Source organism: Brevibacterium permense (genome assembly GCF_025506275.1).
GTDB classification, from domain to species: domain Bacteria; phylum Actinomycetota; class Actinomycetes; order Actinomycetales; family Brevibacteriaceae; genus Brevibacterium; species Brevibacterium permense_A.
In genome coordinates this window covers 1-17639 of record NZ_QYCP01000061.1, presented here as the reverse complement: position 1 = coordinate 17639, position 17639 = coordinate 1, and the positions used below count along the sequence as shown (strand labels likewise).

Sequence of the window (17639 nt, the reverse complement as noted above, 5' to 3'; positions counted from 1 at the left end):
TTTTGGGGTGATGGCCTCGTCCAGTTTTGGGCGGGGCCATTACTGTATTCACGTGTGGGTGTGATGCCCGTGTTTGTTGCTACCTGATGGGGGCTCTGCTACCTGGCGCGGGGTTGCTGCGCCCCCGGTCAGGTAGTAATTAGGGAGGTACGGAATGTCTTGGGGAATCGTCCGGAGATCCCTACTTCGGAGCAAGTCGTTCTGTCAGTAATGTGAACATTATGTCGACGAACGATACTGCACTACACGCACAATCAGCGGAGCCGGACGCTCAACGGGCTCGGTCACGGTCGCGCTGGTCCGGTATCCTCTGGACCCTGCATTGGCTGCTGCGCATCGGATTGGCGATCGCGCTCGTGCCCTACGCCTGGACGAAGATCTTCCACGTTCAGATGGGCTATGCCGACTACGCCGACGCATTAGTCCAGTACGGCGAGATGAGCCCCATGGGTCTGCTGTGGCGTTTCATGGCGTTCTCCCCGACCGTTCAATTCCTGGCGGGTCTGGCCGAGCTTCTCGCCGTCATCCTGCTGCTCTTCCGCCGTTCTGCCTGGCTCGGCGCACTCATCGCAGCTCTGGACATGAGCGTGGTATTCCTTCTCAATCTGACGTTCGACGTGCCGGTGAAGCAGCTCTCAGGAGCGATGGCCCTGGTCGGTCTCATCCTTCTCATCCCCAACGTGCCCCGAGTCGCGAGATTCGCACTCGGGCGCAGCGTCGGGCCGGTGGTCAGCGGGCTCATCTGGCAGAACCGGATCTTCATTCGCATCACCCGCTGGGTCTCCCCGATACTCGCTGTTGTCATCATCGTCGGCAGTGGACTGGCAACCGGAATCAGAGTCAATTGGGGCCGCCCCGGGACTCCTGAGGAGATCTCAGGTGTCTATACCGTCACCACGTCAGGCAAACCGGCCCCGATCGAGGGCACCGACCATACAACCGCAGACATCACTCAGATCGCTTTCGGGCAGATAGGCTCGGGCAATGGCAAGAGAATGAGCGTGCGGTACTCTGACGAAGACTTCCAGGACGGTGTCTACAGCGTCGATGGCCAGTCGATCACAGGGAAGCTTTACCCCGTCCGGAAAGGCGCTCAGGCGCTAATCCGCGATCCCTCCGGCACTGTTGAGTTCCGGTACTCGAAGGTCGGAGAGGGCGAGTTCTCTCTTCGAGCAGCGGACTCGGAACTGACGCTGCGCAATGATGATGAGCGAAGGTTCCTCTTCGATCGAGGCTTCCGCTGGGGACCCGAGACGCCCGTCAACCGCTGAAAGCCGATGAATGATTTGGGGCCCCGCCGATCGGCGGGGCCCCAAGCAACCTTTAGGGATCCAACAGCTCAGCGGCGCATCACCGTCCGAACAGCTTGGAGAACAGACCCTTCTTCTGCTTCGGCTTGGCCTCCTTGCTCGGGTCTTCCACGATCGGAGTCTCCGTCTCGGCGGGTTCGACAGACCCGTCTCCGAGTGGCCGCTGGTCTTCCGGCTGCTGCTGTCCGCGTGCGGCATCCGCAGGCTCTGCGGCTTCGGCGGCCTGAGCCTCGGCCGCCGGGGACGCTTCCGCTGCCGGCTTCTCGTCCGGCACGGATTCCGTGGGCGCAGCTTCCTCTGTCTGAGCAGGCGTCGGTGTCGTGGGTGTCGATGCAGGTGGTGCGGCAACTTCCTTCGCGGCGGGAGCGGAAGTCGAATCGGTCGTGCGAGAGCCGGCGGCCGCCTCGGCGGGGGTGCCTGTGGGTTCCGCGGCGGCGTACTGCTCGGCGGCCTCGCCCTCCAGCGGCGCATTCAGGTCGCAGTTGGAGATGCGACGCTGATCGTCGAAAGACAGGTCGGCCGAGCCGTCGGCGAACAGCATCCGCAGGCCACCCTCGGGGAGCTCAGCCGTCGGAATGCCGCGTTTGGCGACGTACGCTTCGATGGCCGCGCGGTGGTCGGTCACCGTCGTCTGCGTCAGTCCCTGCATGAGCGCCCGCACAGAGACCTTGACCTGCGGTGCGGGCAGAGCGATTTCGGCGGCGTCGACGAGGAGCCAGACAGTGGTCCCGGCTCCGGCGGCAGCAGGATAGTGGGCCCACCTGTCGGTGGCCACCTTCGACGCCAGAGTCAGCCGCAGTGCGAGCTCCTCATCGAGGGAGAGCTCAGGCGTCGTCAGCTCGCTGACGTCCTCAGAGGCACCGAACTTGCGCACCTCGTGGGAGAGCCCGACGACGGCATCGGGGAAGTCATTGACATTCTCCCAACCCCACAGCCACGTCTTCTCCCGGCTAGACTCCGAACCAAGCAGATGCGGCCGGGTGCGCAGGACGGCGCCCTCGGTAGACGTGAACGTCAGGTGCGGGTCGGAGCTGAAGTCGACTTCCCACTCGGCGTCGGCGATGAGCGCACCGAAATGCGTCTGCACCTCCGTCGAATAGAAGACGGCACGATTGACCAGGTCCTGCAGAGTTGAGCTCATGCTTTCAAGCGTATGCGGGAGCGCCCGAGAATCGAGGAGGCACGCGGTGCGAAGGCCGTGTCAGTGCCTCATGGTGAAGTGGAGGTCGTGGCAGAACGCCCCGATCTTCCGCCGGCTCGTCTATCTCTGAGAGGAGAATCAATGTAAGGTAGTCTGTTGCGCTTCGCAACTCTCACGACTCCATCATCAGCCGCTCTTCTCTCAGGACGTTCAACGTGGCATTACTCCGCCTGTCCCTGAAATACGCCAAAAACTACTGGCCGTTCATCATTCTGGTCGTCATCCTGCAACTGGCCTCGACCATCGCAGCACTGTACCTGCCTAGTCTCAACGCCCGGATCATCGACGAGGGAGTCGCCAAGGGCGATACCGACTTCATCTGGTCGACGGGCATGACGATGCTGCTCGTCTGCCTCGTGCAGGTCGTCACAGCGATCACCGCGATCTACTTCGGCGCCCGCACGGGAATGGGCGTCGGCCGCGACCTCCGCAGAGCCATCTACCGTCAGGTCGACGACCTGTCGATGCTCGAAGTCGGAAAATTCGGATCCGCCACCCTCATCACCCGCAACACCAACGACGTCCAACAGGTTCAGATGCTCGTGCTCATGACCCTGAACTTCATGGTCTCGACACCGATCATGTGCATCGGCGGCATCATCATGGCCCTGCGGGAAGACGCCGGGCTGTCCTGGCTGGTGTGGGTGTCCGTGCCCGTCCTGTTCATCGTCGTCGCCATTCTCGTCTACCTCCTCATGCCGCTGTTCCGCCGCATGCAGGACCAGGTCGACGATATCAACGGAGTTCTGCGCGAACAGATCACTGGCATCCGCGTCATCCGCGCTTTCGTCCGCGAGCCCTTCGAAACCGACCGCTACGCCGATGCCAACCGTGCCCTGACCGAAACCTCGGTCAAGGTCGGCAACCTGTTCGTGCTCATGTTCCCTGCCATCATGATGATCCTCCATCTCGCGACCGCCGCCGTCCTGTGGTTCGGCGGCCACCGCGTCGACGCCGGACAGATGGAAGTGGGATCGCTGACCGCGTTCCTGCAGTACCTGCTGCAGATCCTCGTGGCCGTGATGATGGGCGTATTCATGATGATGATGATTCCGCGCGCCGTCGTCTGCGCTGAACGCATCGCAGAGATCCTCGACACCCGCAGCACGATGACCATCCCGACCGGTGTCACGGAGCTGCCCGGTCGCGGTGAGCTCGAATTCCGCAATGTCACCTTCGGATATCCCGGCGCCGAGGTGCCTGTGCTCGAAGGACTGAACTTCACCGCCCAGCCCGGAACGACGACCGCGATCATCGGATCGACCGGTTCCGGCAAGTCGACGATCGTCAACCTCATCCCCAGACTCATCGACCCGCAGGTCGGCGAGATCCTCATCGACGGCACCCCCGTCACCGAGTTCAACCGCCACCAGCTGGCCCAGCTCATCGGTCTGGTGCCGCAGAAGCCGTACCTGTTCTCCGGCACGATCGCCTCGAACCTGCGTTTCGGCAATGAAGACGCCACCGATGAAGAGCTGTGGGAGGCCCTGCGCATCGCTCAGGCCGACGGCTTCGTGGCCGAGAAAGAAGACAAGCTCTCAGAACGCGTCGCCCAGGGAGGCACGAACTATTCCGGTGGGCAGCGGCAGCGTCTGTGCATCGCCAGAGCCCTGACGGTGAAGCCGCAGATCTACGTCTTCGACGATTCGTTCTCCGCCCTCGACGTCGCCACCGACGCCCGCCTGCGGGCCGCCCTCGACGAATCGACGGGGGACGCCACCGTCATCGTCGTCGCCCAGCGCGTATCGACGATCCGGGACGCCGATCAGATCATCGTCCTCGAAGGCGGGAAGATCGTCGGCCGCGGCACCCATGAGGAACTCGCCGAGGCGAACCCGACCTACCGCGAGATCATCGAATCCCAGCTGACCACGGAAGAGGTGAACTGACATGGCCGACAACACCTCAACTGAGACCGTGGTGGCCGCGGAAGACGAATACTTCCCCAGCGGCGAGGAGCTGGAGATGAGTGGAGGCACACCTCCGCGCAAGGCCAAACATTTCTGGCCATCGGTCAAGCGTCTGTTCGGACTCATGGCCACGGAGAAGAAGGGCATGTTCTACGTCGTCGCCCTCGTCGTCGGCTCCGTCGTGCTCACCGTCATCGCGCCCAAGGTCCTCGGCAAGGCGATGGACGTCGTCTACTCCGGAGTCATCGGCGCTCAGCTGCCCGCTGGCGCGAACATCGACGACATCATCGCCGGGGCCCGCGCCGAGGGCCGAGACGACTTCGCCGATATGCTCTCCACTGCCGAGGTGGTGCCCGGGCAGGGAATCGACTTCACTGCGCTCGGTCAGATCATCATCGCCGTCCTGCTCATGTACCTGGTGGCCTCGATGCTGATGTGGGCGCAGGGGTACATCCTCAACGCCCTGGTCATGCGCGTGGTCTACCGACTGCGTGAGGACATCGAACGCAAGATCAATCGTCTGCCGCTGCGCTACTTCGACACTCGGCAGCGCGGCGATGTGATGTCTCGAGTGACCAACGACGTCGACAATATCCAGCAGGCCCTGCAGCAGGCGTTTTCTCAGCTCGTGCAGTCGGCGCTGACGATCATCGGCATCGGCGTGATGATGTTCATCGTGTCCTGGCAGCTCGCACTGCTGGCTCTCATCGCTCTGCCGCTGTCGGCGATCATCGCCGGTGTCATCGGCACCCGGTCGCAGAAGCTGTTCAAGGCGCAGTGGAAGCACACCGGTGAGGTCAATGGGCACGTGGAAGAGTCGTTCTCCGGACTCGACATCGTCCGTGCTTTCGGCCGGGACGAAGTCATGCTCGAGGAGTTCGACCGTCGCAACGAATCGCTGTACAAGGCCTCGGCCGGAGCGCAGTTCGTCTCCGGCATGATCATGCCGTCGATGCAGTTCGTGTCTTACCTCAGCTATGTCCTCATCGCCGTCGCCGGCGGCCTCAAGGTGGCGACCGGGCAGATGACGCTCGGCGATGCGACCGCGTTCATCCAGTACTCCCGTGAGTTCTCGCAGCCGATCTCCGAGGTGGCCGGTGTCGCGAATATGCTCCAGTCCGGTGTCGCCTCGGCGGAACGGACCTTCGAGCTGCTCGACGCTGAGGAGGAGGACCCCGACGAGGTGCAAAGGGAGCTGCCCCCGCGCACTCCGGGCAAGGTCGAGTTCTCCGAAGTGAGCTTTCGCTACGCTCCGGAGACGCCTCTCATCGAAAAGGTGTCCTTCACCGCCGAACCGGGACATACGGTGGCGATCGTCGGCCCGACCGGCGCCGGCAAGACCACTTTGGTCAACCTCGTGATGCGCTTCTACGAGATCACGGGCGGAACCATCTACCTCGACGGCATCGACACCCGCGACCTCAGCCGGGCCGACCTCCGCTCACATGTGGGCATGGTGCTCCAGGATGCGTGGCTGTTCGAAGGCACCATCGCCGACAACATCCGCTACGGCCGGCTGGGCGCCACCGATGAGGAAGTCGTCGCAGCCGCCAAGGCGACGATGGTCGACAGGTTCGTGCGCCAGCTGCCCGACGGCTATGACACCGTCATCGATTCCGACGGCGGCAGCGTCTCGGCCGGCGAACGGCAGCTCATCACCATAGCTCGAGCGTTCCTCGCCGACCCCTCACTGCTCATCCTCGACGAGGCGACCTCATCGGTCGACACCCGCACCGAGGTGCTGGTGCAGCAGGCGATGGCTGCGCTGCGAACCGATCGGACGTCGTTCGTCATCGCGCACCGACTGTCGACGATCCGTGACGCTCACACCATTCTCGTGATGGAGGACGGAGCGATCGTCGAACACGGCAACCACGAGCAGCTGCTCGCGGCGGAAGGCGCCTACCACCAGCTGTACATGTCGCAGTTCCGCGGGGAGGACGCCGAGGAGCAGTTCACTGCCGAGGTGCTCGCCGAGGCCGAGGCCGGTGCGCCGGTCGACGAGGCTGCGGCCTCCGACAGCGACAACGCGGACGGACCGGATGCCGAAGGTGAAAGCCCCGAGGCGCCGGCACAGGAAGGCCGCTCTCCACAAGCCTGATCGTTCCGAGCAGTGGCAGGGTCCCCGAGCTTGAGCTCGGGGACCCTGCAACGCATTCACCGCAGAAATCAGATGGTGAGCGAAAATCCGACATAACGTTTTTCAGGGCGTGAATGCCGAAGTCGATCCAAATGTGACACTGTTCTGACCGTTCTGCCGTGCAGCTCACCGGCCCCAAATAGTAGTTGCTGTGCAGGTGAGAGCGCGGCCTGAGGTACGAACACGAGGAGCACCATAATCTGGGCGCGCGACCAGTATTGCGAAGTGATAAACATTCGGCAAAACACCTCTATCACTTCTGTCATGACCTAAATGACCTAAAGTCGTGCGCTCTTCTTCGCCTGCGTATGGTCCAAGCCATAACAGAAGACGGCAACCGACCAGAACTCTGGAAGGACCATCATGAAACGGTTGGCAATGGCGGCAACGTTCGCTCTGGCACTCTCCCTCGGAGGATGGGGCCAGGCAGCCGCACAAGCAGATGACGGCACAACTGCCCAGGCAGCCGACGTCCAAGCCGCAGGAGAAGCAGGAAACAGCGACGCAGAATCCCCGAGAACAGAGGACCCGCCCACGGACCCTGGTGACGACGCCGCTGACCCCGGCGCACCCACCGAACCCGGTGACGGGGAGGAATCGACAGATCCGGGTGGTGACGAGAACGCAGCCGACCCTGGCGAAGGTTCGGACGAACCGACCGACGACTCGACCCCGATCGATGCCTCGTTCTCCCTCGACCAGTCGTCGATGCCCGTCGACGAGGCAGCCGAGGCCATCCCGTACACCATCACCGGACTGAAGGCCGGAGACACCGTCACCGCCGGACCCGGCGAGAACGGCTCCATCACCGTCGACAGTGACGGAACGTTCAACGGAGAGCTCCGCGGCAACACCGAGCTCAAGGTCGGCGACGTCGTCGATGTCACCGTGACCGTCGCCCGCGACGGAGAGGAGTCGAAGACCTTCAGCGGCAGTGTGGAGATCACCGACAGCCAAGATGACTCGGATGCGGCCGTCAGCGTCGACCCGCAGAGCCAGGGGATCGACTCGTATCTGGACAACGGTGTCGACATCACCGTGAGCAATTGCGAGGCGGGCGAAGAAGTGACCGTCACCATCGTCCGCAAGGGCGAAGATACGAACATCTGGGAAGAGACGAAGACCGCCGGCGGTGACGGTTCGGTCTCCACGTCCTTCATGCCAGGCACCGGCGGTGAAGGATGGATCGGTGACTTCGTGGTCAGCGCAGAATGCGGTGACACGAGTGCGGAGACGACGTATTCCGTCACTGAGAACGACGACGGCTCCGATGCGGACCTCAGCGTCACCCCGCAGAGCCAGCAGCTCGCCGACTTCCTCGAGAACGGTGTCAACATCACCCTCGTCGACTGCCACGTCGACTCCGAGGTGAAGTTCCAGGTGAGCTCCGCGAAAGACCCCGACACCGTAATCTGGGACGAGACCCAGAAAGCCGGTGAGGACGCAGCCGGATCCGTCCAGTTCCTGCCCGACGGTGACGGCGGCAAGGGCTGGATCGGTGACTTCAACGTCGTGGCCTCCTGCGGTGAAAAGAGCGCAGAGACCACGTTCACGGTCACCGATGACGGCAGCGTCATCGACCCCAAGCTCTCGATCAACCCCGAAACGATTTCGGGAGAGGACTTCATCGACCGGGATCAGGGTGTGCAGCTGATGGTCAACGAATGCGTCCCAGATGCCGAAGTCCACTTCGAGGTCTACTCCGGGGACAAGCGCGAGAAACTCTACGAACAGACCGCGACGACCGATGAAGAAGGCGCAGCCGGAATCCACGTCTACGGACTCGGGGATGATCCCGCGTACTACGTCGGGACCTACCAGGTCTTCGCCGAATGCATGGACGTCAGCAGGTCAGGAAAGTTCGAAGTCACCGGCGGTGAGTCCGGTGGCGGCAACGGAGGAGACTCCGGCGAAGCCGGAAGCGGTTCGTCGATGCCTCGCACTGGTGCTGAGCTCACCGGTCTGACCGCAGGTGCCCTGCTCATCCTCGGCGGTGGAGCAGCCATCGGACTGGCTCGCCGGAAGAACAAGAGCTGACAGTGACCGGCGACCCGTCGGGTTGGTGACTCCACCCGGCCCGACGGCGAGAGCCGGTCCTGGCGGAAATGATCGGCCCCGGTTCCTCGACTTCGAGTCGAAGAACCGGGGCTGACCTGTGCTGTCCTCACAGGCAGTGCCGACCAGTTCGCGTGCACGCCCGTTGAGTCTCGTCGAAACCTTGCCGGTGCAGGAAAAACGGGCCTAGCTTGGTCGTTGTGGAGGCAAGGAAGCTTCCACGAAACCGATGAAAGAGGAGCACAATCATGTCCAATCCAGGTCAGCCCGAAATCAAACGCGGTGACAGGGGCACCGCGGTCCTGCGTGCACAGCGAGCTCTGCGGAGAAGTCCCGATCTCAGCGTCGCAGTCGACGGTGATTTCGGACCGGACACGGAAGCGGGGGTCAAACGATTTCAGGAGAGTGCCGGACTGACGGTTGATGGCATCGTCGGAAAAGACACCTGGGAAGCACTTCCGAACGGTGGTCCGATGCCTCTGCTGAAGACCGGATCTGAAGGTGATGTCGTCCGCAACCTGCAGAAGGTGCTCATCTCTGGTGCAGACAGCGGCGATTGGCCGTCGCCGGGCGAAGCCGACGGAGACTTCGGGGCTGGCACGAAGGAGTCTGTGGAGGGCTTTCAGAAGTGGGGCGGCGTCGACTCAGACGGCATCGTCGGGGACAGAACCTGGGCGGTCCCACTGCACGCCACGAACAGCACTCTCGAGACCGCCGTCGGACTCGACTGGGCCGATGACTGAGTCCGGCCAGGGTGCTGCTGACGGTTCTGGTCCCCTCTTCTGAGGTCGCGATCAGGGGACCGCGGCCTGAAATCTCCGAAATCGGCTATAGCAATTCATCCTGCCGAATTCTGCTGAGTGATGACGATGTGATCGGCAAGCTGATCAGGACCTGTGTACGCGTATCACCTCGCCGTTTCTGACAGGACCCGGTCCGACCCGACCACGCTGGGCAAGAGGGGATGACCAGGAACGACAGCGCCGCCTCGGCGAGGGTGCCGCTGCAGGCGGCGCGTGATTCTGAACGTCGGTTCAGCGTTCGAATCGGCAGATCATGTTGACGTCTCGAAATCGGTCGGAATGCAGTTTCGAAATTGTCATGATCACAATGATCAGAACTCCACAGATCCCTTTCGTCCTGCCTACGGTCTCATCACAACCGAATACGGCAGATCAACCCGACGACGCTTACGGAACATCACTGGCAAGGACGAAAGAAGGATGATCACAATGAAGAAGCTCGCACTCGCCGCGACCGTCGCCCTCGGCATCTCGGCCCTCGCAGCCGGGCCGACGGCCGCTTCGAGTCTCGAGGCCGCGCCTTCGGGTGCTGTGCCGACCGACGGAAATCACTCGAGCGAATCTGCGGCAGCAGGGGAGGAAGCCTCGGAGGACGACCCCAAGTCTCACGATGAAGATCTGGCGCTGAGGTACGCGACGATGACACTGTACGAGGTCGCGCACGGCAAGGGCATCGAATACACCGTCGACGGGCTCCAAGCCGGGGACGTCGTCACCACGAGCTTCAACGACAAGAAGTCCGTGGTGAAGAAGGACGGGCCATTCGACGGCTCGGTTGTCGTGGATGAGGAACCGGACGTCCCGACAGTCCTTCCGTTCATGGTCTATGTCGAACGCGACGGCGAGACAGTGAGGGAGACGTACACCAGAGTCGACCTCATCGCGGAAGGCGATCGAGGTGAATACGACGATGGCACGATGTTGGTGAACCCAGAGGAGGACACGAACGACACGGTCCTCGGCACCGACGGAGTCAATCTCACAATGGTCAACTGCTCGGCCGAAGACGAGATCGTGTTCCGCGTGTTCAAGAAGAACACGGATGGTCAGACGAAGGTCTGGGAAAAGTACCAACTCGCCGGCGAAGATGAGTCCGCATCGGTCCGATACATAGCGGATTCAAGCAAGGACCTATGGGGCAGATACGTCATCACTGCAGAATGCGGCGACCTCGAAGACTCGGCGCCACTGAGGGTGTACATCGACGAATAGAGGCCCGTGAACACTCCACCCGACAACAGGATGCAAACGACGCCGGGCCCTTGACTCAGAACACTGGTTCTGAGTCAAGGACCCGGCGTCGTTCGTCTGTCGGTGTCTCCGCGGCAGCCGGTCGGCTCAGCCCTTGGCGACGAGGGTGCGCACGGCCGAGGAGAAGAACCCCTGACCGTCGATTCCGCCGCCGGACTCGGGGCCGAAACCGGCCTCGACGGCGTGTTCGGGGTGCGGCATCAGACCGACGACATTGCCTGCTTCGTTCGTGATTCCGGCGATGTCTCGCAGCGACCCGTTCGGGTTGAAGCCCTGGTAGCGGAAGACCACGCGTCCGGTGGACTCGAGCTCGTCGAGCACCTCGTCGGTGGCGACGAACCCGCCCTCACCGTTCTTCAGCGGAATGCGGATCGTCTGACCCTGCTCATAGTCGCTCGTCCACGCGGTGTCCGCGTTCTCCACGACCAGATCCTGGTCGCGGCAGACGAAATGCTGGTGATCGTTGCGGATGAGCGCGCCAGGCAGCAGATGGGACTCGCAGAGGATCTGGAAGCCGTTGCAGATGCCGAGCACCGGCATACCGGCATTCGCCGCAGCCACTACGGACTCCATGATCGGAGCGAATCCGGCGATCGCACCGCACCGCAGGTAGTCACCATAGGAGAACCCGCCGGGCAGGATGACGGCGTCGACTCCGGACAGGGTCGAATCCGCGTGCCACAGGTTCACCGGGTTCGCACCGGCCAGACGTACGGCGCGAGCGGCGTCGCGGTCATCCAGCGTTCCAGGGAATGTGACGACTCCGACGGAGACGCCGGACCCGGCTGCCGCCTCGGCGGTGGGGTCAGCCGCTACAGCGGTCACGATGCGTCCTCGGCCACGCGGACTGCCACAACGTTCTCGATCACGGGGTTCGACAGGAGCTTCTCTGCGGCTTCGCGTGCCTGGGCGAGGACCTCCTCGGTGGCTTCGCCGTCAACCTCGAGTTCGAACCTCTTGCCCTGACGAACCTCACCGAACCCGGTGAAGCCCAGACGGGTCAGTCCGCCGGAGATCGCCTTGCCCTGGGGGTCAAGGATCTCGGGTTTGGGCATCACCTCAACGACGACACGTGCCATGCGTGTACTGCTCCTTTGTGAAAGTGTTCGGGAGTTCCTCCCGCGCTCACCCAGAGTCTACCAACCACGGCCGAATTCCCCGCCCGCGGTCCGGTCGTCGGACAGTCCGGAGCCCTCAGGAATCGAAGCCCATGCCCACTGCATCGAGGACCTTGAGCAGAGGACCGCGACGGCCATCGTTCTCATCGGCCTTGATCAGCGCATTCGTCGTCATCTTGATGCCCAGCCACGCCACCGGCTCGGGCGGGAACGGCAGTGGCAGCTTGCGCACCATCTCGAGCTCGGTCAGCTCGGTGTCCTCACCGGAGAGCAGATCGAGCATGACAGTTCCGGCGAACCGCGACGCACCCACGCCGAGCCCGGTGAACCCCGCAGCCATGGCGACCTTCTTTCCATAGGCGCTGGTGAAGAACGAGAAGAACCGTGAACAGGTGTCGATCGGTCCACCCCATTTATGGGAGAACTTCAGCCCTTCTAGCTGCGGGAAGGTCTCGAAGAAGTGCTCGGCGAGGGTCTCGAAGGTCTCGGGCCGCTGATCGTATCTCCACGACACCTGCCTCCCGAAGTGGTAGACGGCGTCCCAACCGCCGAAGAGGATCCGGTTGTCAGCGCTCAGCCGGTAGTAGTGGAATCTGTTCGCACAGTCGCCGATACCCTGACGACCCTCCCACCCGATCGCAGCCATCTGCTCGTCGTTCAACGGCTCGGTCATCAGCGCATAGTCGTAGACGGGAACCGTATGCAGACTCACCCGCTTGAGGAGCGAGGGGAACACATTCGTCGCCAGGGCCACCCGCTTCGCCGTGATCGTCGATGATGACTGCGCCGAGGCGGCCGACCCGGATCCGCCGCCCGCTGTGCCTGCGGCCGCGCCGGTCAGTTCCGTCGTGACCTCGACGATGGACTTCCGATCTGTGATCGACGTGACCTTCGTGCCCTCATAGACCTCGACCCCGAGTTCGCGGACGACCCGCAGCAGCTCCCAGCACAGCTTCGCCGGATGGACGAGCGCGACCTCGCGAGAATCCCACAACGCACCCTTGTACGTCGGCGACTTGACGATCCCCGCGAGCTCCTGCTGGTCGAGGAAGATGAAACCGGAATCGGGATCGTGGGACTCCCGCAGCTCGGCGACCTGGTAGTCCTCGGTGGCGACATCGAGTTCGCCCGTGCGTTCGAACTCGACGTCCATCCCGTACTTCGCCACCGCTGCTTCGATGGCGTCGAGGTTCTCCCGACCCAGCTGCGCAAGCCGATCGTTCTCCTCGGGCAGGTGGCTCGCACCGTTGTCATAACCGTGGGTGAGGCTCGCCGCGCAGAACCCGCCATTGCGCCCCGAGGCGGCCCACCCGATCGAGTTCGCCTCGACGAGGATGACCTGCCGGTCCGGGTCCCGTTCCTTTGCCTGCAGCGCAGTCCACAGACCTGTGAACCCGCCGCCGACGACGAGAAGGTCTGTCTCGCGGTCCTCGGTCAGAGGCGGCAGCGGCGTCGGACGGAGGTCGGTATCGAGCCAGAACGGAATGGTCGAGGCGTCGGCCAATGCGGCATTGACGTCCATGTCACTTCACTTTCTTCGCGGTGCGGTCGGTGGGCACTCTGCCGGATGGGCAGGTGCGGGGTGGTGCGGAACGGCGGGCCGCATCGGCGCCGGCGAACTTCGGGGCTGCCTCGGCGATGGGGTGCCTCATGCGGCCATCGTCTTGATGATCTCCGTGGCGTTGCCGCCGGCCTTGCGCAGGACGAAGCCGACGAAGCCGAGTGCGGCGAGGGTGAGCACGAACATCACCGTCGACATCGCCGCGACCTCGGGGCGCAGGGCCACGCGGACGGCGGAGAAGATGTAGACCGGCCACGGAGTGTAGCCCGGCTGTTGGACGAAGCTCGACAGGATCGTGTTGTCGAGGCTGACAGTGAACGACATCAGAGCACCGGCGAGGATGCCGGGGGCCGCAATGGGCAGGGTGATGTCCTTGAACCGGTTCCACGGGGTGGCACCGAGGTCGGCGGCGGCATCCTCGAGCTGGGTGTCCATTCCGGCGAGCCGGGCCCTGACGATGAACGTCACGATCGCCATGGAGAACATCGCATGCGAGATGATGAGCCTGACCAGGCCGTTGTTGAGCGGGGTGATTCCCCAGTCGACGCCGACGGTGACGAACCACGGCAGGAACGAGATGCCGTCGACGATCTCGGGCGTGACCAGAGTCAGTCCGAGGATCGCGGTCAGTCCGAGTGCCCACCAAGCGCCCCTTCTGGCCCTGGCCAGAGCGACTCCGCCGAGGGTGCCGAAGATCGTCGAGACGATGGCGGTGCCGACAGCGGCCTGCAGGCTCGTGACGATGGAGGAGACGATGATGTCGTTGTTGATGCCGCTGATGTAGGCGTGCAGGCCGAAGCCGCGGAAGTTCGCGAGCACCTTCCCGTTGTTGAACGAATAGGCGATGATCACCGCGATCGGCACGAACAGGTAGACGAAGACGAGTATGCCCCAGATGTGCAGGGCGATATCGGTCGGTGTCCGCCGTGCGAACGTGTTCTTCTTCGGCATCTCAGGCCCTCCCGTCATGCAGCGGAACACTGTTGAGTTTGGCCGTGATCGCCTGCCCGAGCTTGAGCAGTGCGAAGCCGAGACCGACGACGGCCAAGGTGGAAATGATGAGGATCATCGCCATGGCCGCTCCGACCGCCCAATTCTGTGCGGTGTTGAACTGATTGGCGATGAGCTGACCGACCATGGAGCCGCTCGCTCCGCCGAGGACGGTCGCGGTGACGTAGTCGCCGTTGAGCGGGATGAACACGAGCAGGCAGCCGGAGACGACTCCGGGCATCGCCATCGGCAGCGTGACCCGCAAGAAGGTCTTCACCTTCCCCGCGCCGAGGTCGTAGCTGGCTTCGCGCAGCTTCTTGCCCGAGGCATCGATGGCGACGAACAGCGGCAGGATCATCAGCGGCAGATAGTTGTAGACGACGCCGATCTGCACTGCCGTCCGCGTGTAGAGGATGTCGAGGGGCCCGTCGAGCATCCCGAGTCCCTGCAGCCAGTTCGACAGGAACCCGTCGGGGGAGAGCATGATCTGCCAGCCGAGGGTGCGGACGAGGAAGTTCGTCCAGAACGGCACCATCACCAGGGCCAGAGCCAGTGACCTGCGGGCGGGCGCAACCTTGATCGCCAGCCAGTACGCGAAGGGCAGGGCGATGATCAGGCACAGCAGGGTGCCGAGCAGTGAGATGCGCAGCGTCGCGAAGAAGGTCGAGACGAAGCTTGCGCTCATCGCCTCCGGGTACCGACCGAACGACAGGCGATCGGTGGCGATGGCCGTGAACTGGTCGGGCTTGTATCCGAAGCTGTAGAAGACGATGAGGGCGAGGGGAATGATGAAGAAGAACAGCGCATAGGCCCATGTCGGAAACGACATGGCCGCCGGGCCGAAGAACTTCGTCGCCGGCTTCTTCGGTCGTGGCTGCTGCGGTCGGGTCTGAGTGCTCATGCTCCGCTCCTGGCCTGGGCGTCGGTGAGGATCTTCGTCCGGATCTGATCGGCCGGAGTCTGCTTGCTCGGTTCGAGACGGTCGAGGACCTTCTGTGCCGGGAAGATGAGGTCCTGTTGGTCGAGGTCGGCCTTCTTCGCCTGCTCGGCCAGGCCCTTCGTTCCGATCGGGTAGCCGATGTAATCGAGCTGGTCGACCGCCGTATCCGGCGAGATCATGTGGTTGATGAAGGCGTGCGCGGAATCCGGGTGCGGGGCGCCGGTGGCGATCGCCCAGCAGTCCATCCACAGATTCGCCGAGGGGGTCGGGAAGACGAACTTCCAATTCTCCGGGTCCTTGACCTCGGTCAGGCCCTGCCGGGCGTCGCCGTTGAAGGCGTGCAGAAGGGTGAAGCTGCCCTGGATCATGCTCGTGGCGGCGTTGCCGACATAGGCCTTCACGTTCGGAGCCAGATCGTCGACGATGATGTTCCGCGCTGTGTCGAGCTCTCCTTCGTCCTGAGTGTTGAGGCTGAAACCCTGTGCTGCCAGAGCGATCGCCGAGACCTCCCACGGGTCCTCGAGCAGAGCGGTCGTGCCGGCCGCTTCCTTCTGTGCGGCATCGAGGAAGTCCTGCCAGCTGGTCAGCTCCCGGGTGATCTTCTTCGTGTTGTAGACGAACCCGGTGGTGCCCCAAGCCTTGCAGATCGAGTACGTGTTGTCCGGGTCGAAGTACTGATGAGTGAAGTTCGGATCCATATGCTCGAAGTTCGGTATCAGGCTGAGGTCGAGCTCCTGGAGCAGGTCATGTTCGAGCATCTGCGGAATGTTCGATCCCGTCGGCACGACCACGTCGTAACCGGACGTCCCGCGCGAGGTCGAGAGCTTCGCCACGAGCTCCTCGTTCGATCCGTAGGCGTCGACCTGGACGAGGATGTCGTTCTGGGATTTGAAGGCGTCGAGAAGCTCGGGGTTGTCGTAGTCGCCCCACGAGTAGAGGTTGAGCTTCGATTCGAGCTTTCCGTCGGTCGGCGGCGATGCCGCCATCTTCGTGGTCTTGCCACACGCGCTCAGTGCCCCGAGTCCGACGACACCGAATCCGGCCAGCAGCGCTCGCCGGCTCAACCTCGCCGAGGCGGCCCGCGGGGCCAGGAACGTCACATCGGGTCTCTGCCGGGCCATTTCAGGCACCGCCCTCAACAGCCGCGGCGACCGCGGTGGGTTCTTGGTCGTACACGGCGACGGCGTCGGCATCCCAGCTCAGCTCCACCTCGGTGCCGGCGCCGATCGGCTCCCGCCCGGCGGCAGGCACGCGGGCGAGGATCTCGTCGTTGTCGCCGACGACGATCATGTATTGGATGACATCGCCGAGGAACGAATAGGAGATCACGGAGCCGCGGGCCGTGTTCGTCTCCCCGGAGTTCTCGCCTGCCGGGGCGATGTGCATCCGTTCGGGACGGATGGCGGCACGCACCCGGTCGCCTGCCTTGAGATCGCGGGGCTCGCCGGCTGCGGTGGCCGGTTGGAGTGTCAGCGTCGGGGCCGTGATTACAGTATTGGCCGTGCGCAGGGTCGCGGTCGTCGAATCGGTGGACGCCACCTCGGCGGGGATGAAGTTCTGCTTGCCGATGAAGCCGGCGACGAAGCCGTTGTGCGGATTCGCGTAGATGTCCTCGCCGGACCCGATCTGCTGGATGACGCCGTCGTACATGACGACGATGCGATCGCTCATCGCCAGCGCCTCATCCTGATCGTGGGTGACGAAGACGAAGGTCGTGTCGAGCTTCGTGTGGAGGCGTTTGAGTTCGAGCTGCATCTCCTCACGCAGCTTCCTGTCGAGCGCCGACATCGGCTCGTCGAGGAGGAGGACCTGCGGGCGATTGACGAGGGCGCGAGCCAGGGCGATGCGCTGCTGCTGACCGCCGGAGAGCTGCTCGGGCTTGCGCCCGGCGAAGTCCTCCATCTGCACAAGTGCGAGGGCATCGCGGACGCGCTGCGCGATCTCCGGTTTCGGGACCTTCGCCTGCTTGAGCCCGTAGGCGATGTTGTCGGCGATGTTCATATGCGGGAACAGCAGGTAGGACTGGAACACCGTGTTGACCGGCCGGCGGTGCGGCGGCAGGGACACGATGTCCTTGCCGGCGAGCAGGATCGCACCGTCGGTGGGGGTCTCGAAGCCGGCGATCATCCGCAGCAGGGTGGTCTTTCCGCAGCCGGAGGGGCCGAGCAGGGAGAGGAATTCGCCCTTGCGGACGTTCAGATCGAGGCGTTCGATGGCGGTGTTGTCGCCGAAGACCTTCTTCACTCCCTGGATCTCGAGGTGGTCGAGTCCGGTCTCCGCAGAGGGCGCCGAGGTGGCTGTACTGGTCATGATGGCCTTTCGTCTTCAGCTGGCTGAGCCGGTGGTGGTCGGGGCGGACG

Annotated in this window: 15 protein-coding genes; 6 read left to right on the top strand and 9 right to left on the bottom strand. The window is 63.4% G+C overall.

The annotated features are described in order from the left end of the window. Window positions 1-221: 221 nt before the first annotated feature. Window positions 222-1271, top strand: a complete 1050-nt coding sequence (locus D3I60_RS01845; protein ID WP_262774442.1) for a DoxX family protein — start codon at window positions 222-224, stop codon at window positions 1269-1271. Between the two features lie 79 nt (window positions 1272-1350). On the opposite strand, the gene D3I60_RS01840 is transcribed toward D3I60_RS01845, so the two are convergent. Next, window positions 1351-2451, bottom strand: coding sequence for a DUF6882 domain-containing protein (locus D3I60_RS01840; RefSeq protein ID WP_262774441.1), 1101 nt, complete (start codon window positions 2449-2451; stop codon window positions 1351-1353). 215 nt (window positions 2452-2666) lie between these two features. On the opposite strand from D3I60_RS01840, the gene D3I60_RS01835 reads away from it, so the two are divergent. From D3I60_RS01835 to D3I60_RS01815, 5 genes are all read left to right on the top strand, one after another. After that, complete coding sequence (locus D3I60_RS01835; protein ID WP_262774440.1) at window positions 2667-4400, top strand: ABC transporter ATP-binding protein; 1734 nt, start codon at window positions 2667-2669, stop codon at window positions 4398-4400. Between the two features lies 1 nt (window position 4401). Then, complete coding sequence (locus tag D3I60_RS01830) at window positions 4402-6522, top strand: ABC transporter ATP-binding protein (RefSeq protein WP_262774439.1); 2121 nt, start codon at window positions 4402-4404, stop codon at window positions 6520-6522. A gap of 402 nt (window positions 6523-6924) precedes the next feature. After that, window positions 6925-8598, top strand: a complete 1674-nt coding sequence (locus D3I60_RS01825; protein ID WP_262774437.1) for a hypothetical protein — start codon at window positions 6925-6927, stop codon at window positions 8596-8598. Between the two features lie 266 nt (window positions 8599-8864). Then, window positions 8865-9359 (top strand): peptidoglycan-binding domain-containing protein, encoded by a 495-nt coding sequence (locus D3I60_RS01820; RefSeq protein ID WP_262774436.1) that lies wholly within the window; start codon window positions 8865-8867, stop codon window positions 9357-9359. Between the two features lie 489 nt (window positions 9360-9848). After that, window positions 9849-10631: a hypothetical protein gene (locus D3I60_RS01815; protein WP_262774435.1), complete on the top strand. Its 783-nt coding sequence runs from the start codon at window positions 9849-9851 to the stop codon at window positions 10629-10631. 126 nt (window positions 10632-10757) lie between these two features. Here D3I60_RS01815 and purQ read toward each other — a convergent pair whose 3' ends face one another. From purQ to D3I60_RS01775, 8 genes are all read right to left on the bottom strand, one after another. Then, window positions 10758-11495, bottom strand: coding sequence for a phosphoribosylformylglycinamidine synthase subunit PurQ (gene purQ / locus D3I60_RS01810; RefSeq protein ID WP_262774434.1), 738 nt, complete (start codon window positions 11493-11495; stop codon window positions 10758-10760). Further along, window positions 11492-11749, bottom strand: a complete 258-nt coding sequence (gene purS / locus D3I60_RS01805; RefSeq protein ID WP_025780534.1) for a phosphoribosylformylglycinamidine synthase subunit PurS — start codon at window positions 11747-11749, stop codon at window positions 11492-11494. Before purS ends, purQ begins: the two co-directional genes overlap by 4 nt. A gap of 115 nt (window positions 11750-11864) precedes the next feature. Beyond that, complete coding sequence (locus tag D3I60_RS01800; protein ID WP_262774433.1) at window positions 11865-13310, bottom strand: NAD(P)/FAD-dependent oxidoreductase; 1446 nt, start codon at window positions 13308-13310, stop codon at window positions 11865-11867. Window position 13311: 1 nt separating this feature from the next. After that, window positions 13312-13440, bottom strand: a complete 129-nt coding sequence (locus D3I60_RS01795; RefSeq protein WP_262774432.1) for a hypothetical protein — start codon at window positions 13438-13440, stop codon at window positions 13312-13314. Then, entirely contained in the window at window positions 13437-14300 is an 864-nt protein-coding gene (locus tag D3I60_RS01790; protein ID WP_262774430.1) for an ABC transporter permease, read from the bottom strand. Before D3I60_RS01790 ends, D3I60_RS01795 begins: the two co-directional genes overlap by 4 nt. Before the next feature lies 1 nt (window position 14301). Then, entirely contained in the window at window positions 14302-15240 is a 939-nt protein-coding gene (locus D3I60_RS01785) for an ABC transporter permease (protein WP_262774429.1), read from the bottom strand. Beyond that, window positions 15237-16400, bottom strand: a complete 1164-nt coding sequence (locus D3I60_RS01780; protein ID WP_262774428.1) for a polyamine ABC transporter substrate-binding protein — start codon at window positions 16398-16400, stop codon at window positions 15237-15239. The genes D3I60_RS01785 and D3I60_RS01780 overlap by 4 nt, the downstream gene beginning before the upstream one ends. A gap of 1 nt (window position 16401) precedes the next feature. Then, entirely contained in the window at window positions 16402-17589 is a 1188-nt protein-coding gene (locus D3I60_RS01775) for an ABC transporter ATP-binding protein (protein ID WP_262774427.1), read from the bottom strand. Window positions 17590-17639 lie beyond the last annotated feature (50 nt).